This is a genomic window from Yersinia sp. FDAARGOS_228 (assembly GCF_002073315.2).
Classification (GTDB): domain Bacteria; phylum Pseudomonadota; class Gammaproteobacteria; order Enterobacterales; family Enterobacteriaceae; genus Yersinia; species Yersinia intermedia.
Map to the genome: position 1 here is coordinate 4,210,137 of NZ_CP020409.2, position 18,112 is coordinate 4,228,248.

Genomic DNA, 18,112 nt, shown 5'->3' on the forward strand with positions numbered 1-18,112 from the left:
ATCTATATAAAGCTGCATTTTCGCAGCTTTATATTAAGTTAATTAGAAAAGGAAAGTAAAAATGAATAAAATACCTCTGGCTTTATTTTTATATGTTTTTTGCATTTCAGCTTATGCAGTGAAAGAAACGAGTTCAATTTCAGAAACAAATATTCCACCTGAAAGGAGCATGCAACATTCTGCGAGGAACAGTGAAACCTATACCTATATAAAGTGTGTCTATAGGAAAAACAAAGATAAAAAGTTTGATGCAACTTCATCCTGGGAATGGGGGCGAGCGGGTAATACAGCCAATAATTATGCTACAGTTAATGGTCATTGGTATTCCAGCGCCATTCTAGCTAATATGTTTTATACAAAAGCCAGCCACCAAGAAATAAAAAATGTTTGCATTAATACATTAAATAAGAAAGACATTAACTATAGTGATTTAATACCTTACGCATCTGATTACACTCTATCTTATTATTACTCATTCTGGAATGAAGGGAGTAATATTCCCTCAATCGAAGTTGGCAAAGCGAAACTGGATAGAATGGTTGTTTTCGGCGATAGTTTATCTGATACGATTAATGTTTATAACGGTTCTTATGGAACAGTGCCAAATAGTAATACATGGTTTTTAGGGCATTTTTCAAACGGACTTGTTTGGCATGAATACCTGAGTAAAAAGCATATCAAGGTGCCTGGCTACACATGGGCAACGGGCAATGCAGAGAGTGGCAGTAATCTTATATTCTCAGGATTTAGTCAGCAATTAGACTCATTTGAGTCTTATATGAAGAAATCTAATGGATATGATATTGGTCAAACTCTTTTTCTTGCTATGTTTGGCGGCAATGATTTTATCACGGGAAACAAACTACCTGATGATATTGTTAATAACTATAAAACCGCTTTAGTTCGATTGAAAAATCTGGGTGCCAAGCAGGTTGCGATATTTACTCTCCCTGATTTCTCAACTATCCCTGCGGTTAAGAACTGGAGCCAGTCCGAAAGAGATAAATTAAAAAATAAATCCATTGAGTTTAATACGAAACTAAACTTGTTAATAAACTCTTTAAAATCAACCTACCCTGATGTCAAATGGATTATGCCAGATTTAAATGCAGCTTTTGATAAAATAATCAAAAACCCTGCAAGTTTTAATTATGTAAACGCTAAAGATACTTGTCTGAATCTGAGAGATTCCAGTCTTGATTATATTGCAGGTGCATCACCTAAAGACGAGTGTAAAAATAGTAATGGAGCATTTATTTTCTGGGATAACATGCATACAACGACAAAAATGCATGAAGATATCAGTGATATCTTGGGTAATGAAATTAAATTCTTACTGTAAATGAGCGTTAGCAATATAAGTAACCGTTATGTAGAAATGGCGTATGTCCACTGTTGAGTGGCATACGCCTCTTTATATTATTGTACCAGCTCAATGCCCGCCAACACGGTCTGTGCCTGACGGTAATCGCTTCCTCATCGGGTTTGTCGGCGCTGAGCGTAGCCAAAGTTGCGGTATTAGCACCCCACTTTTATCGATAGTAATCACTTCTGGCTCGCCATGATGGCAAATAGCTTTACGATCGTATTGCTGACAGCGGTGTGATCGCCTCGCAACAGGTAGTTAACGGGATTTTCCAGCGAGGCATTAGGTTAAATGCCTGCGTAGCTGGCTGAGCTTCCTGTATTTCTGTGGCGACATGCCAACATATTTGTGAAAGGAACTGTAAAAACGGCTGCTTGAGCGGAAGCCCGCCGTCAGAGCGATATCCAGTATGGTTTTATCCGTATCACTCAGCAGTGCCCTTACATGGTTGATACGCATCGCAGTGATGTATTGCTTCATGGTCAATTGCATCACGCGCTGGAAAATCCCCATAGCATAATTGGAATTGAGCTTGACGTGCTCAGCCACGCTGTCGATGGTCAGCGCCTGATCGTAGTTGTCTGCAATAAATCCCAGCATCTGGCTGACGTAAAACTGCGCGTGTCTGGAAACGCCATTCTTGTGGGTCCGGGCGGTTTTGTTGACCAGAATCGGCTGCCAGCCAGAAAGGCTAAATCGCTTGAGCATCAAACCGATCTCGTCAATCGCCAGTTGCCGGATTTGCTCATCGTCACTGGTGAGCTCAGCCTGCCAACGCTGCACTTCAAAGGCACTGATTTGATGAGCTGTATGCGATTTTACCACCATGCCGTGCGTAACATGGTTGATCAATTCCCGATCCAGCGGCCATGAGAGAAACAAGTGCATCGGTAAATTCAGGATTGCCATGTTACGGCAATCGCCGGGACGGATAAGCTGATGCGGTACACAAGCCCAGAACAGCGTGATGTGCCCCTGCTTAATCCGCACCACCTCATCGTTAATCAGATACTCCACATCGCTGTCAAAAGGCACATTCACTTCCACCTGACCATGCCAGTGGCTGGACGGCATGGCGTGCGGAGCACGAAGCTCAATGTCCATCCGCTGATAATCGGAATAGAGCGACAGCGGGCTGCGCGCCACAGGGTCGGTACTACTGCACATGTCGGGATCGGGCGCTAGAGCACGTACCACAGCGTTTTCCATAGCGATCGTTTTCCGGGGTTCCTGAATTATCAGAATAGTGGCACAGCAGAGGGAAACATGGCGCGATCGAAACCACATCCTGGCCTAGAGCATTGCTTTAATTTCCCCATATGCTCTGCTTTTTCACTCTTTTTATCCCATAAGCTCAGATTCCGAAGGCTGATACGCAGAATCTGAGTTTATGGGAATGCTCACTCAGGAACATGGAAGCGTTACCACTCCGCGTCATGCCACCATGGCGTTATCCCAACACGCCACTGGAGAACACACATGTCAGTCCCAAAAATCACTTTTATCGGCGCTGGCTCGACCATTTTTGTAAAAAATATCCTCGGCGATGTGTTTCATCGCCAGGCGTTTAAATCAGCCCATATCGCGCTCATGGACATTGACGCAACGCGCTTGGAAGAGTCGCACATTGTGGTGCGTAAACTGATGGACTCTGCCGGTGCCAATGGGCGTATCACTTGCCATACCGATCAGAAAGCGGCCCTCGACGCGGCGGATTTTGTGGTTGTCGCGTTTCAGATTGGTGGTTATGAACCCTGCACCGTCACTGACTTTGAAGTGTGTAAACGCCACGGTCTGGAACAGACTATCGCTGATACACTAGGCCCCGGCGGCATTATGCGTGCGCTGCGCACCATTCCACACCTGTGGCAGATATGCGTAGACATGACGGAAGTGTGCCCGAATGCCACCATGCTCAACTACGTTAACCCGATGGCGATAAACACCTGGGCGATGTTTGCCCGCTATCCGCAGATTAAGCAAGTCGGGCTCTGCCACTCCGTTCAGGGTACAGCGGAAGAACTGGCGCGCGATTTGAATATCGACGCTAGTGAATTACGCTATCGCAGCGCCGGGATCAATCATATGGCCTTTTACCTCGAACTGGAGAAAAAGGATGCCCACGGCCACTACCGCAGCATTTATCCAGACCTGCTGAATGCCTATGCCAGCGGCCAGGCACCGAAAGCAAACATTCACGGTAACCCGCGTTGCCAGAACATTGTGCGTTATGAAATGTTCAAAAAACTGGGCTACTTTGTGACGGAATCTTCAGAGCACTTTGCTGAATATACCCCGTGGTTTATCAAGCCGGGGCGTGCTGACCTGATCGAACGCTACAAAGTGCCGCTAGATGAATATCCGAAGCGCTGCGTGGAACAACTGGCGAACTGGCAGCGGGAGCTTGAGGAGTACAAAACGGCGGATCGTATTGAGATTAAGCAGTCCAACGAATACGCCAGCACCATCATGAACGCACTGTGGACCGGTGAACCCAACGTCATCTATGGCAACGTGCGTAACGATGGCCTGATCGATAACCTGCCGCAGGGGTGCTGCGTGGAAGTGGCCTGCCTGGTGGATGCCAACGGGATCCGCCCAACTAAAGTAGGCAAACTCCCCTCACATCTGGCCGCGCTGATGCAAACCAACATCAACGTGCAGACGCTGCTGACCGAAGCCATTCTGACTGAAAACAAAGAGTACGTTTACCATGCCGCCATGATGGACCCTCATACCGCAGCCGTGCTGAGTATCGAGGAGATTTATGCGCTGATTGACGATCTGATCACCGCTCATGGTGACTGGCTCCCTGCATGGCTGCACTGATAACACCTAGCGATCGTCGGGTGCCTAAGCGCCCGACTTCCCTTCACTAAAACAGAAGGCGGGCGCTGGCAACAGTGACCCTGTACCCTATGAGTGTTTCAATAACGACAAAGATCAGCTACGGTTTTGGCGCTTTCGGTAAAGACTTCGCCATTGGCATTGTTTACATGTACCTGATGTATTACTACACCGACATTGTCGGATTGTCGGTGGGCGTGGTCGGGACGTTATTCCTAATTGCGCGCATCTGGGACGCCCTCAACGACCCGATCATGGGCTGGATTGTTAACAATACCCGCACCCGCTGGGGGAAATTCAAACCCTGGATCCTGATTGGCACCATCACTAACTCTATCGTGCTTTTTCTGCTGTTCAGCGCCCACCACCTTGAGGGCACATCACAACTGATATTTGTCATCGTCACCTATATTCTCTGGGGCATGACTTATACCCTGATGGATATTCCTTTCTGGTCGCTAGTGCCGACGATTACGCTGGATAAACGCGAGCGCGAGGAACTGGTGCCTTACCCGCGCTTCTTCGCCAGCCTGGCTGGTTTTATTACCGCCGGGGTGACGCTGCCCTTCGTCAATTACGTGGGCGGAGCCGATCGCGGGCTTGGGTTTCAGATGTTTACCCTGATACTGATCGCTTTCTTCGTTGTCTCAACGTTTGTCACCTTGCGTAACGTCAAAGAGGTGTATTCATCTGATAACACAGCGGAGGATACCAGCCGTATCAACCTGAGAACCATGATTGGGCTGATCTACAAAAACGATCAGCTGTCCTGCCTGCTCGGTATGGCACTGGCATACAACATCGCTTCCAACGTCATCACTGGTTTTGCGATTTACTACTTCACCTACGTGATTGGCGATGCGGCGCTCTTCCCCTATTACATGTCTTACGCGGGTGCGGCTAACCTGATCACCCTGCTCCTGTTCCCTCGCTTGGTGAAGACGCTGTCACGCCGTGCGCTGTGGGCCGGGGCTTCGATCATGCCGATTCTCGGCGGTGGGGTACTGCTGGGAATTGCCACTGCGGGATATCACAACCTATGGCTTATCTCACTGGCGGGGGTGTTACTTAACATCGGTACTGCTCTGTTCTGGGTGTTGCAGGTGATCATGGTGGCCGATACCGTTGACTACGGCGAGTACAAGCTTAACGTGCGCTGCGAGAGTATTGCCTACTCGGTGCAAACGCTGGTGGTAAAAGCCGGTTCGGCCTTGTCGGTGTTTTTTATCAGCATTGTGCTAGGCATCGTCGGCTATATTCCTAATGCTGCACAATCACCAGAGACGATCGTCGGCATGCAGTTCATCATGATCGCCCTGCCTGCGCTTTTTTTCTGCGTGACGCTGTTTATTTACTTCCGGCTTTATAAGCTGAACGGCGATTTTCAGCACAAAATCCAGACTCATCTGCAGGCTAAATATAGCCAAACATCTGATAAACCTGTACTGGAAACAGGCCACATTCTGTTGCCTGAAGCTGAGGCAAAGGGATGATCATGGAGTGGATTTCGCTTATCGGCTACCTAGCGGCCAGCCTGACAACGCTCTCTTTTCTGCCGCAGGCCATCAAGGTGATCTCAACCCGCAATACCCAGGGCATCTCTTTGCTGATGTACGGCATGTTCGTCGCGGGTTTGCTGCTATGGCTGATTTATGGTGTGTTGATCAGCAATATGGCCGTCAGCCTGGCGAACCTGCTGACGTTGCTGTTCGCCCTACCGATTCTGGTGATTAAGTACCAGAATCGTTAAACCACCCACGTTTATTCCTGGGTATTCAGTCTCAGTATAAGGGGTTCCACGCCGGAATCCCTGATTTGTCTGCGATCAGCAATAACCGCGTTGTCACACAAACGACCAATTGAGTGACAATCACTAAATGATGATTCAGACGTTAAAAGCCGTCACGTTCCCCCCTTCCTTTGTACACACGACAGAGGATAAACAAATGAACTATACCGACTCGTCAAAACGATCAACATAACAAATTATCGCTCTTGTTGGCATTGTTGCGACTCTGCTTGATTTCAATCAACCCATCAAAACACAACGTACGATTACCCTATCTAATTTAATGAGTGCAGCACTCGCCAGCTTCTTTTTGGCGCAATAACGCGCGAATAACGCCCTGATAGGATTTTTATTATGATGAAACGTAACTCTGAATTAACCGCGTCGCAGGAGCGTTATTTGGCAATAGCCACAGACACTTTGCTGTCGCCAAAACAGAAAGCGAATTTTTTGGCGCTTGAAGCGGAAAACAGCATTCCGTATCTCTCTCTCAGCGCCGAAACCGAAAAAGCGCTCAGCGAGCGCGTAATTTGTGATATGTACGAAGGCCATGCGCCGTACAAACCGCGTTATGTTCTGCCTGATTATGCCCGTTTCTTGCAGCAAGGCTCTGCCTATCTGGAGTTAGCGCCCGCCGAAGATTTCGATGATGCACTCAATCAACTGACAATCCTGTATCACCACGTACCATCAGTGACGGGCTTACCGGTCTTCTTGGGGTATCTCGACCGTTTATTGATGCCGTATACCGAAGGTTACAGCGAAGAGCAGCTTTATCAGAAATTAAAACGTTTTTGGATCATGCTCGACAGAACTTTGCCCGATGCCTTTATGCACGCCAACATTGGGCCTGATGACAATATTATCTGCCGCCTGATTTTACGCATCGATGCCGAATTGAAACAGGTTGCTCCGAACCTGACCTTTATGTATCACCCTGAGCGCACGCCGGGATCCTTATTTTTACAGGTAATAGAAAACATCTGTGAATGCAGCAAACCACATATTGCGAATGATATTGTTCATTCAGCGGCATTTGATGATATCGGTTACGGCGTGGTGAGTTGTTATAACTCATTGCCGATAGCGGGTGGTGGCAGTACGTTATCGCGCATTAATTTACGAGAAGTGGCACTACGCAGTGAATGCGCGGATGATTTTCTATCACACCAGCTACCTAAATACTGTGGGATCCAAATGGAACTCATTGAGCGCAGAACCGAATTTTTGTATGAAGATTCTCAGTTCTTCCAAACCAGTTTTCTCGTGCAAGAAGGGCTGATCAAACCCGAACGTTTCGCCCCGATGTTTGGTATTTATGGCATGGCCGAAGCGGTGAATATTCTAATGGAAAAAGACGGCATTGAGGCGAGTTATGAACCGGGCTCACCGGCGCTAGCGTTGGCGTATCAGATCAGTGCGCAGTTGGATGACTATGTGATAAGCACGCCCGTGAAATACGGCTTAAATCACCGCGCCATGTTACATGCCCAATCGGGCATTAGTTCAGACAAAGATACTACGCCGGGCGTGCGCCTTCCTTATGGCGAAGAGCCGGATCCTGTTTCACATATTATGGCTGTGGCACCGCATCACCGTTATTACACCTCCGGGATCAGTGACATTCTTACCGTAGACGAAACTATCAAACAGAATCCGCTGGCGATGCTGCAATTGTGCAAGGGTGCATTTAGCCAAGGCATGCGCGAATTTACAGCGAACGTCGCGAGTAACGATTTAGTGCGCGTAACGGGATATATGGTGCGTTTGTCCGATATTCAGAAATTCAAAGAAGCGGGTTCGCGGATTAACACCACATGGTTAGGGGATGAAGCCGCCGCAAACTGCAATATTTTGGGTCGTCAGCCACGGGTTATCAGTCGTGAACAATCGATGCGCTACGATAAATAAAATCCTACCGTTTTCCTGTGTGGACGGCCCCGGCAACCGGTTAGTGCTCTTTTTACAAGGGTGTAATTTGTGGTGCCAGAATTGCCACAACCCCTATACCATGCGGTTGTGCGATGATTGTGGGGACTGTGTTGTCACCTGTCCCCACGGGGCATTGTCATTCTCTGATGATGGCAAGGTTGTGTGGGCAAAAGAGTACTGTCAGCAGTGTGATACATGCCTACAAACCTGTACTAAAAACGCCAGCCCGATGACACTGCATTACAGCGTCGATACTGTGTTGGCGATAATCCGCCATTATGTGGCTTTTTTAAACGGTATCACGATCAGCGGTGGTGAAGCGACGCTGCAATTACCGTTTATTAGCGCGCTTTTTTCTGCAATAAAGCAGTCTACAGACCTATGCCATTTAACCTGTTTCATCGACAGCAATGGCTATCTCTCTGAAACCGGTTGGCACAAAGTTTTGCCTTATGCAGATGGCATGATGATTGATTTAAAAGCGTGGCGTCCGCAACGTGCACTCATCTTAACGGGTCGCGATAACCAACGGGTTATCGACAGCATCCGGTTATTAGCAACCGCGAATAAACTGTACGAAGTGCGGCTATTGTATATTCCAGAACACACGGACTATTTGGCGCATATTGATGAATTATCAGCATTTTTAATCACGCTCCCCGACACGGTGAGAATTAAGATTAATGCCTTTCAAACCCACGGTGTGACAGGGGATGCCTCACACTGGCCGACTGCTGAAAAAATAGATGTCGAGCACTTTGCTCAATTACTGCGAGAACGGGGCGTGAACAACCTACATTTGCCGAGTGTTTATCTTTGATGTGATTTGGTGTTGGCTTTCAGTACCAGAATGCCTTAATTTTCTTTTTTGCGGATTTCGGTAATGGGCATACCACTAATAACTAAGGCGATCAGGGCGATATTGCATAACACAAAGAGCATCACCGTCGATCAGCTTGTGACGTAAGCCCCGCCGATACGGAGTGTGCATAAAGTGTTTCCTATTATTTATTTGGCTGGAGCATATTATGCTGTCGTCATCCTGCCAGCAGGTTAGTGGGGCTATCACCCAAAAGTGTCCCGCATGTTGTTCAGGATATTTCCAGTACCAGTGTATGGTTCTGCGGTCCTTCGGGATTTGCTAAAGCGTTACGTAGTGAGTTCACTGCAATGGGATTAAATGATAGTGATTTTCATGTAGAACGCTTTGAAATGCGTTGAAATTCCCACATGAAAGGTATCTTCGCCAGTAGTTCCGGGAACGCATATTTCTCTCAGACGAGATCATTAAACGCACGTCGAGTAATATACTGTTTTTGTGTTGGTATCTGGCTCACGCCCTAAGTCTTCACTTTGGTGCCACCCTTACCGTATGCTTACTGTAAGCCAAGAAATTGCGTGACGACCCACACTCCGAACTGGAGTAAGATTAGGAACTTCACTTACTCATTCAAGATTTTGATAAATTTCCTCCTCCTGAGCAAAGTGCAAGCGCAAAATGGCATCCAAACCGTATAAAACGCGCTGCAATTCGGTTATTGTCTCCGCTTTCGGGCTCCTATCCGGCGGTATTGCCTTGATGATACGCTTTAGTCGTCGGCCCAACTCAAAGATTTCTCTGTGAGTACGACTCATAGCCGCCATAGGATCGTCTCCCCCCAAGAGCTCGGCAAGAACCGGATACACATCGGTGTCATCGGATCGTTCATGAGGAAATAACTTTTCTTGTAACATTACATCCAATTCTACCGCAGCTTGTCTGACTTGGGCTGGTGCTATCATACCCAGTTCTGTTGTGAAATAAGTCAGGTACTCTAGCACTGGAGCGAGAGCCAAGTGATCATCCCGTAGAGTCTGTAATTGGGTTGCAGATAAAGTGTGACGGCTGACGCGCAGTGGCGCAATATTAAGCGCGCGTAACGCGTTCAAAATAACTGCAACGTCAATCACTTCCTGTAGCAATGCGCCATAGAGCGGCGGAAGATAGCCGAATGCTGCAATCAGCATCGCGACTGCAGACATCCCCATTCCGGCAATAACACTTTGTAATGCGATTAAACGTGTCAGACGTGCCGTATGGAGCGCTTCAGCAAGGCGGTCAAGCCGATCCACCAAAAGCACGACATCTGCAGCCTCGGACGATGCCGCCGCTCCGCGAACCCCCATGGAGACACCCACATCGGCTGCAGCCAGAGCTGGTGCATCATTCACGCCATCACCAACCATCATAGTGATCCCCAAGGAACGGCCCGACTCGATTGCGACTTGTTTTCCCGCAGGGGTCTGCTCAGCTTGTACCTCGTCGACACCCACTGCTGCACCAATAGTGTCGGCGATTTGCTGATTATCGCCAGTGAGCATTACTATGCGCTTGATTCCAGCCCTACGCAGCAAACGCAAAGCGCGTGGAGTTTCAACCCGGATCTGGTCCGCCAGATGCAGAGCTCCGGCGATTTCTCCATCCAGTGCCACAAATACCGCTGCACCGCCGTCTTCGGCGACCTCCTGCAGAAACGCATACGCCCATTCGGGGGATGATGCACGCGCAGAGACGAACTCGTAAGAGCCGATTGCAACCTGTTTCCCATCGAGTATACCGCTGAGGCCAGATCCCCCTTGCTCCTGAACTGCTGTAGGGAGCGACAAGGACAGGCCACGTTCGCGCGCGGCGTCGACTACTGCGCTAGCAATCACGTGCCCGGACATCTGATCCATCGATGCCGCGACAACCAGCACGCTATTAGGGTTGACACTGCTACTGGTTTTGATCGAAACCAGACGCGCCCGTCCGCCAGTTAATGTTCCTGTCTTGTCAAAAAATAATATTCTGGCCTGTGCGAGTTGCTCCAAAGCACCACCGCCCTTGATCAGAACACCACGCTTCGCACATATCGACATACCCGACACAATGGCGATCGGGACAGAGAGGATGAGAGGACAAGGTGTTGCTACCACGAGTACCGCCAACGCACGCACCGGATCATCGCTCAAAAACCAGGCGGCTCCAGCCACTGCCAGCGACAGGGGGACAAACCACAACGCATAGCGGTCTGCCAAGCGGGATGCGGGTGCCTTGGAGCTTTGAGCTGCAGAAACAAGTCGGATAATACCGGCGAAGGTACTTTCGTCCGCTTTGGCCGTCGCAAGCATTTCAAAAGGAGCTCCGGCATTTAATACGCCACTGCGCAGAGCATCACCCTCTCGGCGTTCAACCGGTGTAGACTCACCACTCAGCATGGATTCATCCAAAACAGCTAGTGCAGAGGATAAACGGCCATCAACGGGAACGGTATCTCCACTGCGCACCAGAAGTCGGTCGCCCTGAATCACTTGTTCCAGCAGGATCTGAACAAACCCGCCATTCTCAAACCGGTTGGCTGTTCTGGGAGCCTTTGCCAGCAAAGCTGACATTTCTCGCCCGGCACGACGCTGCGCATAACTCTCCAGGGCTCTGCCACTGGCTAACATGACTGCAATCACCGCTCCCGTAAGGTATTCGTCAAGAGCAATGGCACCGCTGATGGAAATTAAAGCCAGCATGTCGACACCTGCCTCACGCCTGACAAGTGCTCGCAATGTGTCATAGAGTAACAGAGCCAACGCCGGAGCAGAGCCACCGATCCAAACCCAATGAGCTATTTCCCGATTGCCCCCCCAGAATAAACCAAGGCCACAAAGAAGTGCGGCCCCGGATACGGCAAATACAAACAAGTTAGCGGACCAAAATTGTTTCATGATGCAAAACCCCTGTTATTCAGGTCTATGAGGGAAAGCTCAGGCTACTCTGACCTGCCCCCAAGATTAGATACAACACTCAGTTAGTAATGTCGGATCCTTCACTCTCAGAATGACCCTTTCTCCAACCCGCCGCAAATTCAGACGGCGTCTGATAATTCAGCGTGAAGTACGGGCGACACTCATTATAATCTTTACGCCATTCACTGATGGCTTTTCTGGCATGACTGACATCGCGGAACCAATGTTCATTCAGGCATTCATCGCGAAAGCGTCCGTTAAAACTCTCAATAAATCCATTCTGTGTCCGTGATCGGCGGCGGGGCGACTAAAGAGATACAATGTCAATCTTCCGCAGGGGTTCCGTTTGGTATGCCGACTTCACGGCACCGGACGGAAAACGCATTAAACAGTCTCTTGGCACAGAGGACAAGCGCCAAGCACAGGAGTTGCACGACAGATTAAAGTCTGAGCAATGGCGAATAGAGCGCCAGGGTGATTTCCCTGACGTGACATTTGATGATGCCTGTTTGCGATGGCTTGAAAAGAAAGCACATAAAAAATCATTGGATGCGGATAAGGGCCGGATCGGGTTCTGGCTCATCCATTTTCAAGGTGTTTTGCTGAAGAGTATTTCCGAAGCAAAAATTTATGCCGCCGTCAGTAAAATGACAAACAGAAAGCATAGGGATAACTGGGAGTCGAAAGCAAGTTCGCTGAGGAAGCGCGGTGATGTCGTGGATCCATTTGTGGAAGTGCCGGTTAGCATATCAACAAAGGCAAAACACCTGGCATTAATGAAAGCGATTATGCGTGCCGCAGAACGCGACTGGAAATGGATTGAGCGACTACAGGAGTGGAATTAAACACATAACATACTGTTAAATAAATATATTAACCAAGTTCGATTTTCAAGATACCCCCAATGATACCCCCAAATAATTTTCCTTCCCCAAACCTGTACAAATAAATTACCAAGAATCGTGAAAGACGGTATTTGCTATCAGAATGATTTCATATCATCGTGCCTCACTTTAATGGTTGTTATTTGACCACCAATTTAACAGTTGATTATGGATTCATAATCACAAATAAAATTTCTCTATATATAACCAGAAAGTGGTCGGTTCGGTAGGTTCAGTCGGTTCACTTATTTATCCAACTGATTTATATAAAATATTTATTTTATTTTGAACCGACCCACGGTAGGTTCATCTATCAAGAAAGTCGGTTCAGTATCCATCTCCATATGTAGAAATCTCTGGAGAGGATGAAAATATCATTATAAAACATATTGTTATTAACTTACTTTGGAAATTTCATGCTATGCCGCTAACTGAAGGTTTGCATTTCATACAGGGTGCGCTCTATTGGTTGGGGGATTTATAGATTGGCAGTTGTTGGCCGGAAAAACGAAGTGAAGGTTGCAAGAGGAAGCATGAGATAGTTCGGATGATTAGCTTCAGGCTTAAATCACGCCCAGTCTAGCAACTTACCCGATAACTCCTTCCCTGATATATCCACAGTATTTGTGTTACAAACTATTCGATCTATGATGCTTAAGAAAAATTAAAGCTCCGTAGCACTAAAAAGTGGTCAGTCAACCTATGGGGCAATATGAAAATTAATAGTACCTTATCGGCTACTGCCATCATTGTTGCAGTTGTGTCGTTTGGCTTTCTGGTGTTTGATTTGTTGACTAGGTAGCTAACGACTAGCCTGTAGATAGGCAAGGAAGATAGATGAAAGAGTATGTAGTTCCTGGAATCTTAGTCTTGGCTACTGTTATAGCTATTTTCGCAGTAGTAGCTATAACAGTAGCCTTGCTGGGCAATGGGATAAAAATTGGTGATATGACTTACTATCTAAGTTAGGTCACTTAGTTTAAGTATTGCGAATGGCTAACCTACAGTAACGATAGTGGAAGACTTAGGCCATTCAAACTGGGATGTTTATATGCTTCGTTTAATGTTGCTTCTATGCTGCTCCCTATATTTATTAGGATGCACTCCGACTCTAGATCAAACAAAACCTGATAGTGGTCATATAATAACTCCGGGTGTAGGTATAGAAAATCTTTCACTAAGTGACTCCATCGAACATGCCACATCAAATTTTTCAAAAGATTTCGTAATGAAGGATGGTTATCTATTCCTTCCAACGAAAGGGATAGATGCTTCGTACAACAACGAAGGAAAAATAGCCGCAATATTTCTGTATTATAGACTTCCAAAATACAAATCATTTGAAGGTATAACCGATAAAGGGATAGGCAAAAATAGCTCCATACAAGATGTATATAAAGCCTATGGTACCCCAACAAGGGAAGGTGATAGTGTAGTTTCAGAGTTTGGGGCAATGCCTGGAGCGCATGAACACACGATAACCTATCTTCACTCCGGCATAGAGTTTACTTTTTGGAATAAGCAGCTTGCGGACATCCGAGTAATTAATTCACGCTAGCTGCGTGAGTATATTCTAGGGGAACAAATTGCCTTATCTATAGAGATAAGTCTGGGATACTCATACCCTAACCCACTGCTAGCCCATAGATAGCTCAAGGAGGGTGATTGAAGGTTTATTTGGTAGTCATCATTCTAACTGCCTCAGCCATCTTGAGTGTTATTTACATTGGGTGGTTAGCCGAGTGGTTTGTCCACTGGTGGCATGAGGCTGAGATTTTTTAGCTGCTGCTAGCCCATAGAGGGGTGGGTGGTAAATTCCAATTGCATAAGGTTAAAGAGCATTTAGTTTTATTCTAGTGATAATACAATCCGCATTTTACTGTATATGCGATCAGGTTTATTATAATGCACAGGATAGGCATTGATGGATAGTGATGATATGAAGTTTAGAATAGTTTATGACGGCCCAGCTTTAGATGCGCACGAGATGGATGTGCGCGATCTTGCTCCTGCGCTTTTGTCACTATCTGACGCCCTGGAAGAGGCTGGGAGAACCATCTACGGGAAAGAAAGGCGCATCTCAGTAAAGGTGAATGCCTCTTTTAAGGCCGGGTCTTTCGGTGTAGATCTCATAGCCCAATCATCGTCGTTAACCGGACAAATAATAAATGTTTTTTCTGGCAATAACGCGTCAGCGGCTTGCAATATAATAAGCTTAGTTGGATTTGGATATTTAACGTCAAAGCAGTCTTATAAGGGACTAATTCAGTTAATAAAATGGCTGGGCCCTAGAAAAATGACACGTATTGAGCCAACACTTGATGGCTGTGCAAAAATTTTTATTGATGATGAAAGTGAAATTTTCGAATCCCAAGTCATTGAGTTATATAAGAACAAAAAGTTAAGAAGATCTCTCGAAAACGTGATTACCAAGCCGTTAGAAAGGGATGGCATCGATACCTTTGCCGTCACAATCGACGATGGAGTTACATTTGTCGAAGTTAGTAAAGACGAAGCTATATATTTCAAAGTTGATAGCATTCAAGAATCAATAATCTCTGAGTCCATAACCGAAAGAGCGCTTCAACCGCTTGATATATCGTTTCGCGAAGGCCACAAATGGCAGTTTTCAGATGGTAATAATCCATTTCAAGCCGACGTTAGCGATGAACGATTTCTAAGAGCAATAGACGAGCAATCAGTTGCTTTTGCTAAGGGAGACCTTTTACTGGTTGACTTAAAAGTGACACAGTATCTGGCTGAGAAAGGCATAAAAACCTCTTACGAGGTTGTTAATGTTAAGAAAATAATCAATCCCCAAAGGCAGATAGACTTGCCTTTTTAGGTGCCACCTCTTCCATATGCATTGAGTCTTAACCCAGCCACCGAGCCGGGTTTTTTGTGCCTGTAATCTGACAATCTCACCACCCTACCCGCGCTGCCCCTTTCTAGCTGCCTTTATAGTGCCATCCTATTTTCAGAATTTTGCTCACCCTAATTGTTTGGAGTAATCATCCAAATCCAATATGCTTGGATGGGAATTTATATGGTAATAAAAGAGAAAAGTTTTATCGTAATAAACCCAACCTTGTGACAGCTTTTCGTACGATTAAAACATTAACCTATGATAAGCTATTTCTCGCATGGAGGTTATGTAAAGAGAAGTGTGAATTGTGAACGAGACAAAATAAACATAGGACACTCTATAAGGAACGTAAAATGTCTAAACAAGATTTAATAGCAAATCAAATAATAGAAATTTTAAAATCGAATAATAAACCCGCCTATAAAATATATTTTAAACAGGCTGGTGAAGTTGTCATTGACTTTTCAAAAGATATGTCATTTATATTTGTTGATTTTATTGACACGGAAAACAGATCAAGAAACGAAATAGCCACCATACGACTCTTGGAGAGAATAAAAAAAGGCGTTACCAATGAAGATTTAACCAAAATATTAAATATAATCACAAATGAATTCGTCAGCAAAGTCAGAAAGGACAAAATAAAATCACTCGCTGATAGCTTAGGAAAAGCAACGGGTAAATTTGTCATCAGCACAGCCATTCTTAATGATTTATCTACTATTTTTTCCAAAAGACTCGTGAGCAAGTTTCTTGTTGGTTCATTGTTTTCAACAATTTATTCAATAGGTGGAGCTAGGTCAAGAGCAATTTATGGCTCTGATGCGTTAAGAGAGAAAACACCTGATATATATAATAAGTTAAGAGGTTCTGGTGATTTGGATTTGTTTTATTTTTTGGTGGATAGCTATGCTAGCCCATTTATTGAAGCCATGATAATAAAAGATAAAAATCCCGCCGCGTGGGACGAGATTATCATGAAGATAATTATTGGCCTTGACAAACAATAATTAAATTTTACCCTTTAATTTTAAGGTTGTTTTTGTTGAAAAGTAGAAACAACCTAATCCAAACATAAGAATAAGTAAGTGACCAACAACATAACTATAGTTAAAGGGAGACAGCCCACCGTCATTATATATATCAATGATGGTTGTAAAAAAGCTGAACACAACAAAGGCAATAAAACAAAACAAACAAAATGATAATGACATCATTGTGTAAAAAAGAAATTTATTAATATTCATTATTAGTTCCATTAATTAAAAAATCCTGAATTATATTTATAATAACCAAAATTAACCCAAAATGCTATAGCGATTCGGTGTATGCTCGCAGAAGGGATAACCCTCATGGTCTATCAGTTTGAGTTAGAAAAATTTATGGTAACTCCCCCGAATATTGAACAGTAGGTTATCGAGTTTTTTAAAAAAGAGCTTCCCTTGGTAACAACAATTACCTTCAAAAAAATCCCTGTTGAAGTCGATTCTGTGCTGCAAAATAATTTTGGATTTGAAGACATAAGTGATGCCACAGACGCCTATTTCAAAGCATTTAACGTTACTTATGATAACTTCTATTGGAGTAATTATTTTCCACTGTCGCTTTGCGAGCTTGTTTCTCAACCTTTTTCTGTTCACTGGGGTCGATAGCGTTAGCGACTTGCCGCTTAGCTTCATCTCTCCGCTGCCTGGCTTCAGATAACGAAATCTCAGGATAGATACCCAACGCCAGCATCTTTTGTTTACCGTCGAAGCGGTACTGCAAGCGCCAGTATTTAGATCCATTGGGATGAACCATTAAATGCATTCCTTCGCCATCGGTAAGCTTATAAGGCTTGTCGGTAGGCTTTGCACTTCTTACCTTCACATCGGTTAATGCCATTTGGGGCTCTCCGTTGCTGGCTGTTGGTACAAGATTTCATTGAACGGGGATGTACCATCACATATACCAACAGATACTACTTGATGCGGGTAAATGTAGGTAGATACTGAGAGAATCTCGACGCGCTAAAATCAGCCAACCCACTGAATTTCAGGCATAAAAAAAGACGTCAGTTGACGTCAGTTTACTTCAAAATCCCTACAGGAGTGGAATTAAACGCATAACATACTGTTAAATAAATATATTAACCAAGTTCGATTTTCAAGATACCCCCAATGATACCCCCAAATAATTTTCCTTCCCCAAACCTGTACAAATAAATTACCAAGAATCGTGAAAGACGGTATTTGCTATCAGAATGATTTCATATCATCGTGCCTCACTTTAATGGTTGTTATTTGACCACCAATTTAACAGTTGATTATGGATTCATAATCACAAATAAAATTTCTCTATATATAACCAGAAAGTGGTCGGTTCGGTAGGTTCAGTCGGTTCACTTACTTATCCAACTGATTTATATAAAATATTTATTTTATTTTGAACCGACCCACGGTAGGTTCATCTATCAAGAAAGTCGGTTCAGTATCCATCTCCATATGTAGAAATCTCTGGAGAGGATAAAAATATCATTATAAAACATATTGTTATTAACTTACTTTGGAAATTTCATGCTATGCCGCTAACTAAAGGTTTGCATTTCATACAGGGTGCGCTCTATTGGTTGGGGGATTTATAGATTGGCAATTGTTGGCAGGAAAAACGAAGTGAAGGTTGCAAGAGGAAGC

At 45.3% G+C, this 18,112-nt stretch carries 13 protein-coding genes and 3 pseudogenes; 12 read left to right on the plus strand and 4 right to left on the minus strand.

Going from position 1 to position 18,112, the window contains the following annotated elements:
* The first annotated feature begins 61 nt into the window (after positions 1 to 61).
* A complete protein-coding gene (locus A6J67_RS19620; protein ID WP_005182577.1) occupies positions 62 to 1,342 on the plus strand; it encodes an SGNH/GDSL hydrolase family protein in 1,281 nt (426 codons plus the stop codon).
* Positions 1,343 to 1,648: 306 nt separating this feature from the next.
* On the opposite strand, the gene melR is transcribed toward A6J67_RS19620, so the two are convergent.
* Complete coding sequence (gene melR / locus A6J67_RS19630; RefSeq protein WP_050297886.1) at positions 1,649 to 2,575, minus strand: transcriptional regulator MelR; 927 nt, start codon at positions 2,573 to 2,575, stop codon at positions 1,649 to 1,651.
* 270 nt (positions 2,576 to 2,845) lie between these two features.
* Between melR and A6J67_RS19635 the strand changes: the two genes are divergently transcribed.
* The 5 genes from A6J67_RS19635 (at position 2,846) to A6J67_RS19655 (ending at position 8,754) form a co-directional block, all read left to right on the plus strand.
* A complete protein-coding gene (locus tag A6J67_RS19635) occupies positions 2,846 to 4,195 on the plus strand; it encodes an alpha-glucosidase/alpha-galactosidase (RefSeq protein ID WP_050297887.1) in 1,350 nt (449 codons plus the stop codon).
* A gap of 89 nt (positions 4,196 to 4,284) precedes the next feature.
* Positions 4,285 to 5,706 carry a melibiose:sodium transporter MelB gene (gene melB, locus A6J67_RS19640; protein WP_005182571.1) on the plus strand — a complete coding sequence of 474 codons (1,422 nt, stop codon included), beginning with the start codon at positions 4,285 to 4,287 and terminating at the stop codon, positions 5,704 to 5,706.
* Positions 5,707 to 5,708: 2 nt separating this feature from the next.
* Entirely contained in the window at positions 5,709 to 5,963 is a 255-nt protein-coding gene (locus A6J67_RS19645; RefSeq protein WP_005182570.1) for a SemiSWEET transporter, read from the plus strand.
* 396 nt (positions 5,964 to 6,359) lie between these two features.
* A complete protein-coding gene (locus A6J67_RS19650) occupies positions 6,360 to 7,913 on the plus strand; it encodes a YjjI family glycine radical enzyme (RefSeq protein ID WP_032905755.1) in 1,554 nt (517 codons plus the stop codon).
* Positions 7,885 to 8,754 carry a YjjW family glycine radical enzyme activase gene (locus A6J67_RS19655; RefSeq protein WP_032905690.1) on the plus strand — a complete coding sequence of 290 codons (870 nt, stop codon included), beginning with the start codon at positions 7,885 to 7,887 and terminating at the stop codon, positions 8,752 to 8,754. The genes A6J67_RS19650 and A6J67_RS19655 overlap by 29 nt, the downstream gene beginning before the upstream one ends.
* A gap of 626 nt (positions 8,755 to 9,380) precedes the next feature.
* Here the strand turns inward: A6J67_RS19655 and A6J67_RS19660 are convergent.
* Positions 9,381 to 11,669, minus strand: coding sequence for a heavy metal translocating P-type ATPase (locus A6J67_RS19660; protein WP_042569341.1), 2,289 nt, complete (start codon positions 11,667 to 11,669; stop codon positions 9,381 to 9,383).
* Between the two features lie 79 nt (positions 11,670 to 11,748).
* A pseudogene (locus tag A6J67_RS19665) lies at positions 11,749 to 11,976 on the minus strand (integrase core domain-containing protein); the annotation flags it as partial.
* A 34-nt stretch (positions 11,977 to 12,010) separates the two neighbouring features.
* Here A6J67_RS19665 and A6J67_RS19670 point away from each other — a divergent pair.
* From A6J67_RS19670 to A6J67_RS19695, 6 genes and pseudogenes are all read left to right on the plus strand, one after another.
* Positions 12,011 to 12,517, plus strand: a pseudogene (locus A6J67_RS19670) (integrase); the annotation flags it as partial.
* An 894-nt stretch (positions 12,518 to 13,411) separates the two neighbouring features.
* Complete coding sequence (locus A6J67_RS23820; RefSeq protein WP_261797892.1) at positions 13,412 to 13,543, plus strand: hypothetical protein; 132 nt, start codon at positions 13,412 to 13,414, stop codon at positions 13,541 to 13,543.
* Positions 13,544 to 13,625: 82 nt separating this feature from the next.
* Positions 13,626 to 14,132, plus strand: coding sequence for a hypothetical protein (locus A6J67_RS19675; protein ID WP_125461929.1), 507 nt, complete (start codon positions 13,626 to 13,628; stop codon positions 14,130 to 14,132).
* A 366-nt stretch (positions 14,133 to 14,498) separates the two neighbouring features.
* Positions 14,499 to 15,419 carry a hypothetical protein gene (locus tag A6J67_RS19680; RefSeq protein WP_050298004.1) on the plus strand — a complete coding sequence of 307 codons (921 nt, stop codon included), beginning with the start codon at positions 14,499 to 14,501 and terminating at the stop codon, positions 15,417 to 15,419.
* A gap of 374 nt (positions 15,420 to 15,793) precedes the next feature.
* The gene (locus A6J67_RS23730) at positions 15,794 to 16,450 is read left to right on the plus strand and encodes a hypothetical protein (RefSeq protein ID WP_074010468.1); all 657 of its coding nucleotides are present in this window, start codon (positions 15,794 to 15,796) and stop codon (positions 16,448 to 16,450) included.
* Between the two features lie 432 nt (positions 16,451 to 16,882).
* Positions 16,883 to 17,092, plus strand: coding sequence for a DUF1493 family protein (locus A6J67_RS19695; protein WP_253271833.1), 210 nt, complete (start codon positions 16,883 to 16,885; stop codon positions 17,090 to 17,092).
* Here the strand turns inward: A6J67_RS19695 and A6J67_RS19700 are convergent.
* Positions 17,025 to 17,324 (minus strand): annotated as a pseudogene (locus tag A6J67_RS19700) (Arm DNA-binding domain-containing protein); the annotation flags it as partial. The gene A6J67_RS19695 and the pseudogene A6J67_RS19700 sit on opposite strands and share 68 nt — an antisense overlap.
* Between the last annotated feature and the right edge of the window lie 788 nt (positions 17,325 to 18,112).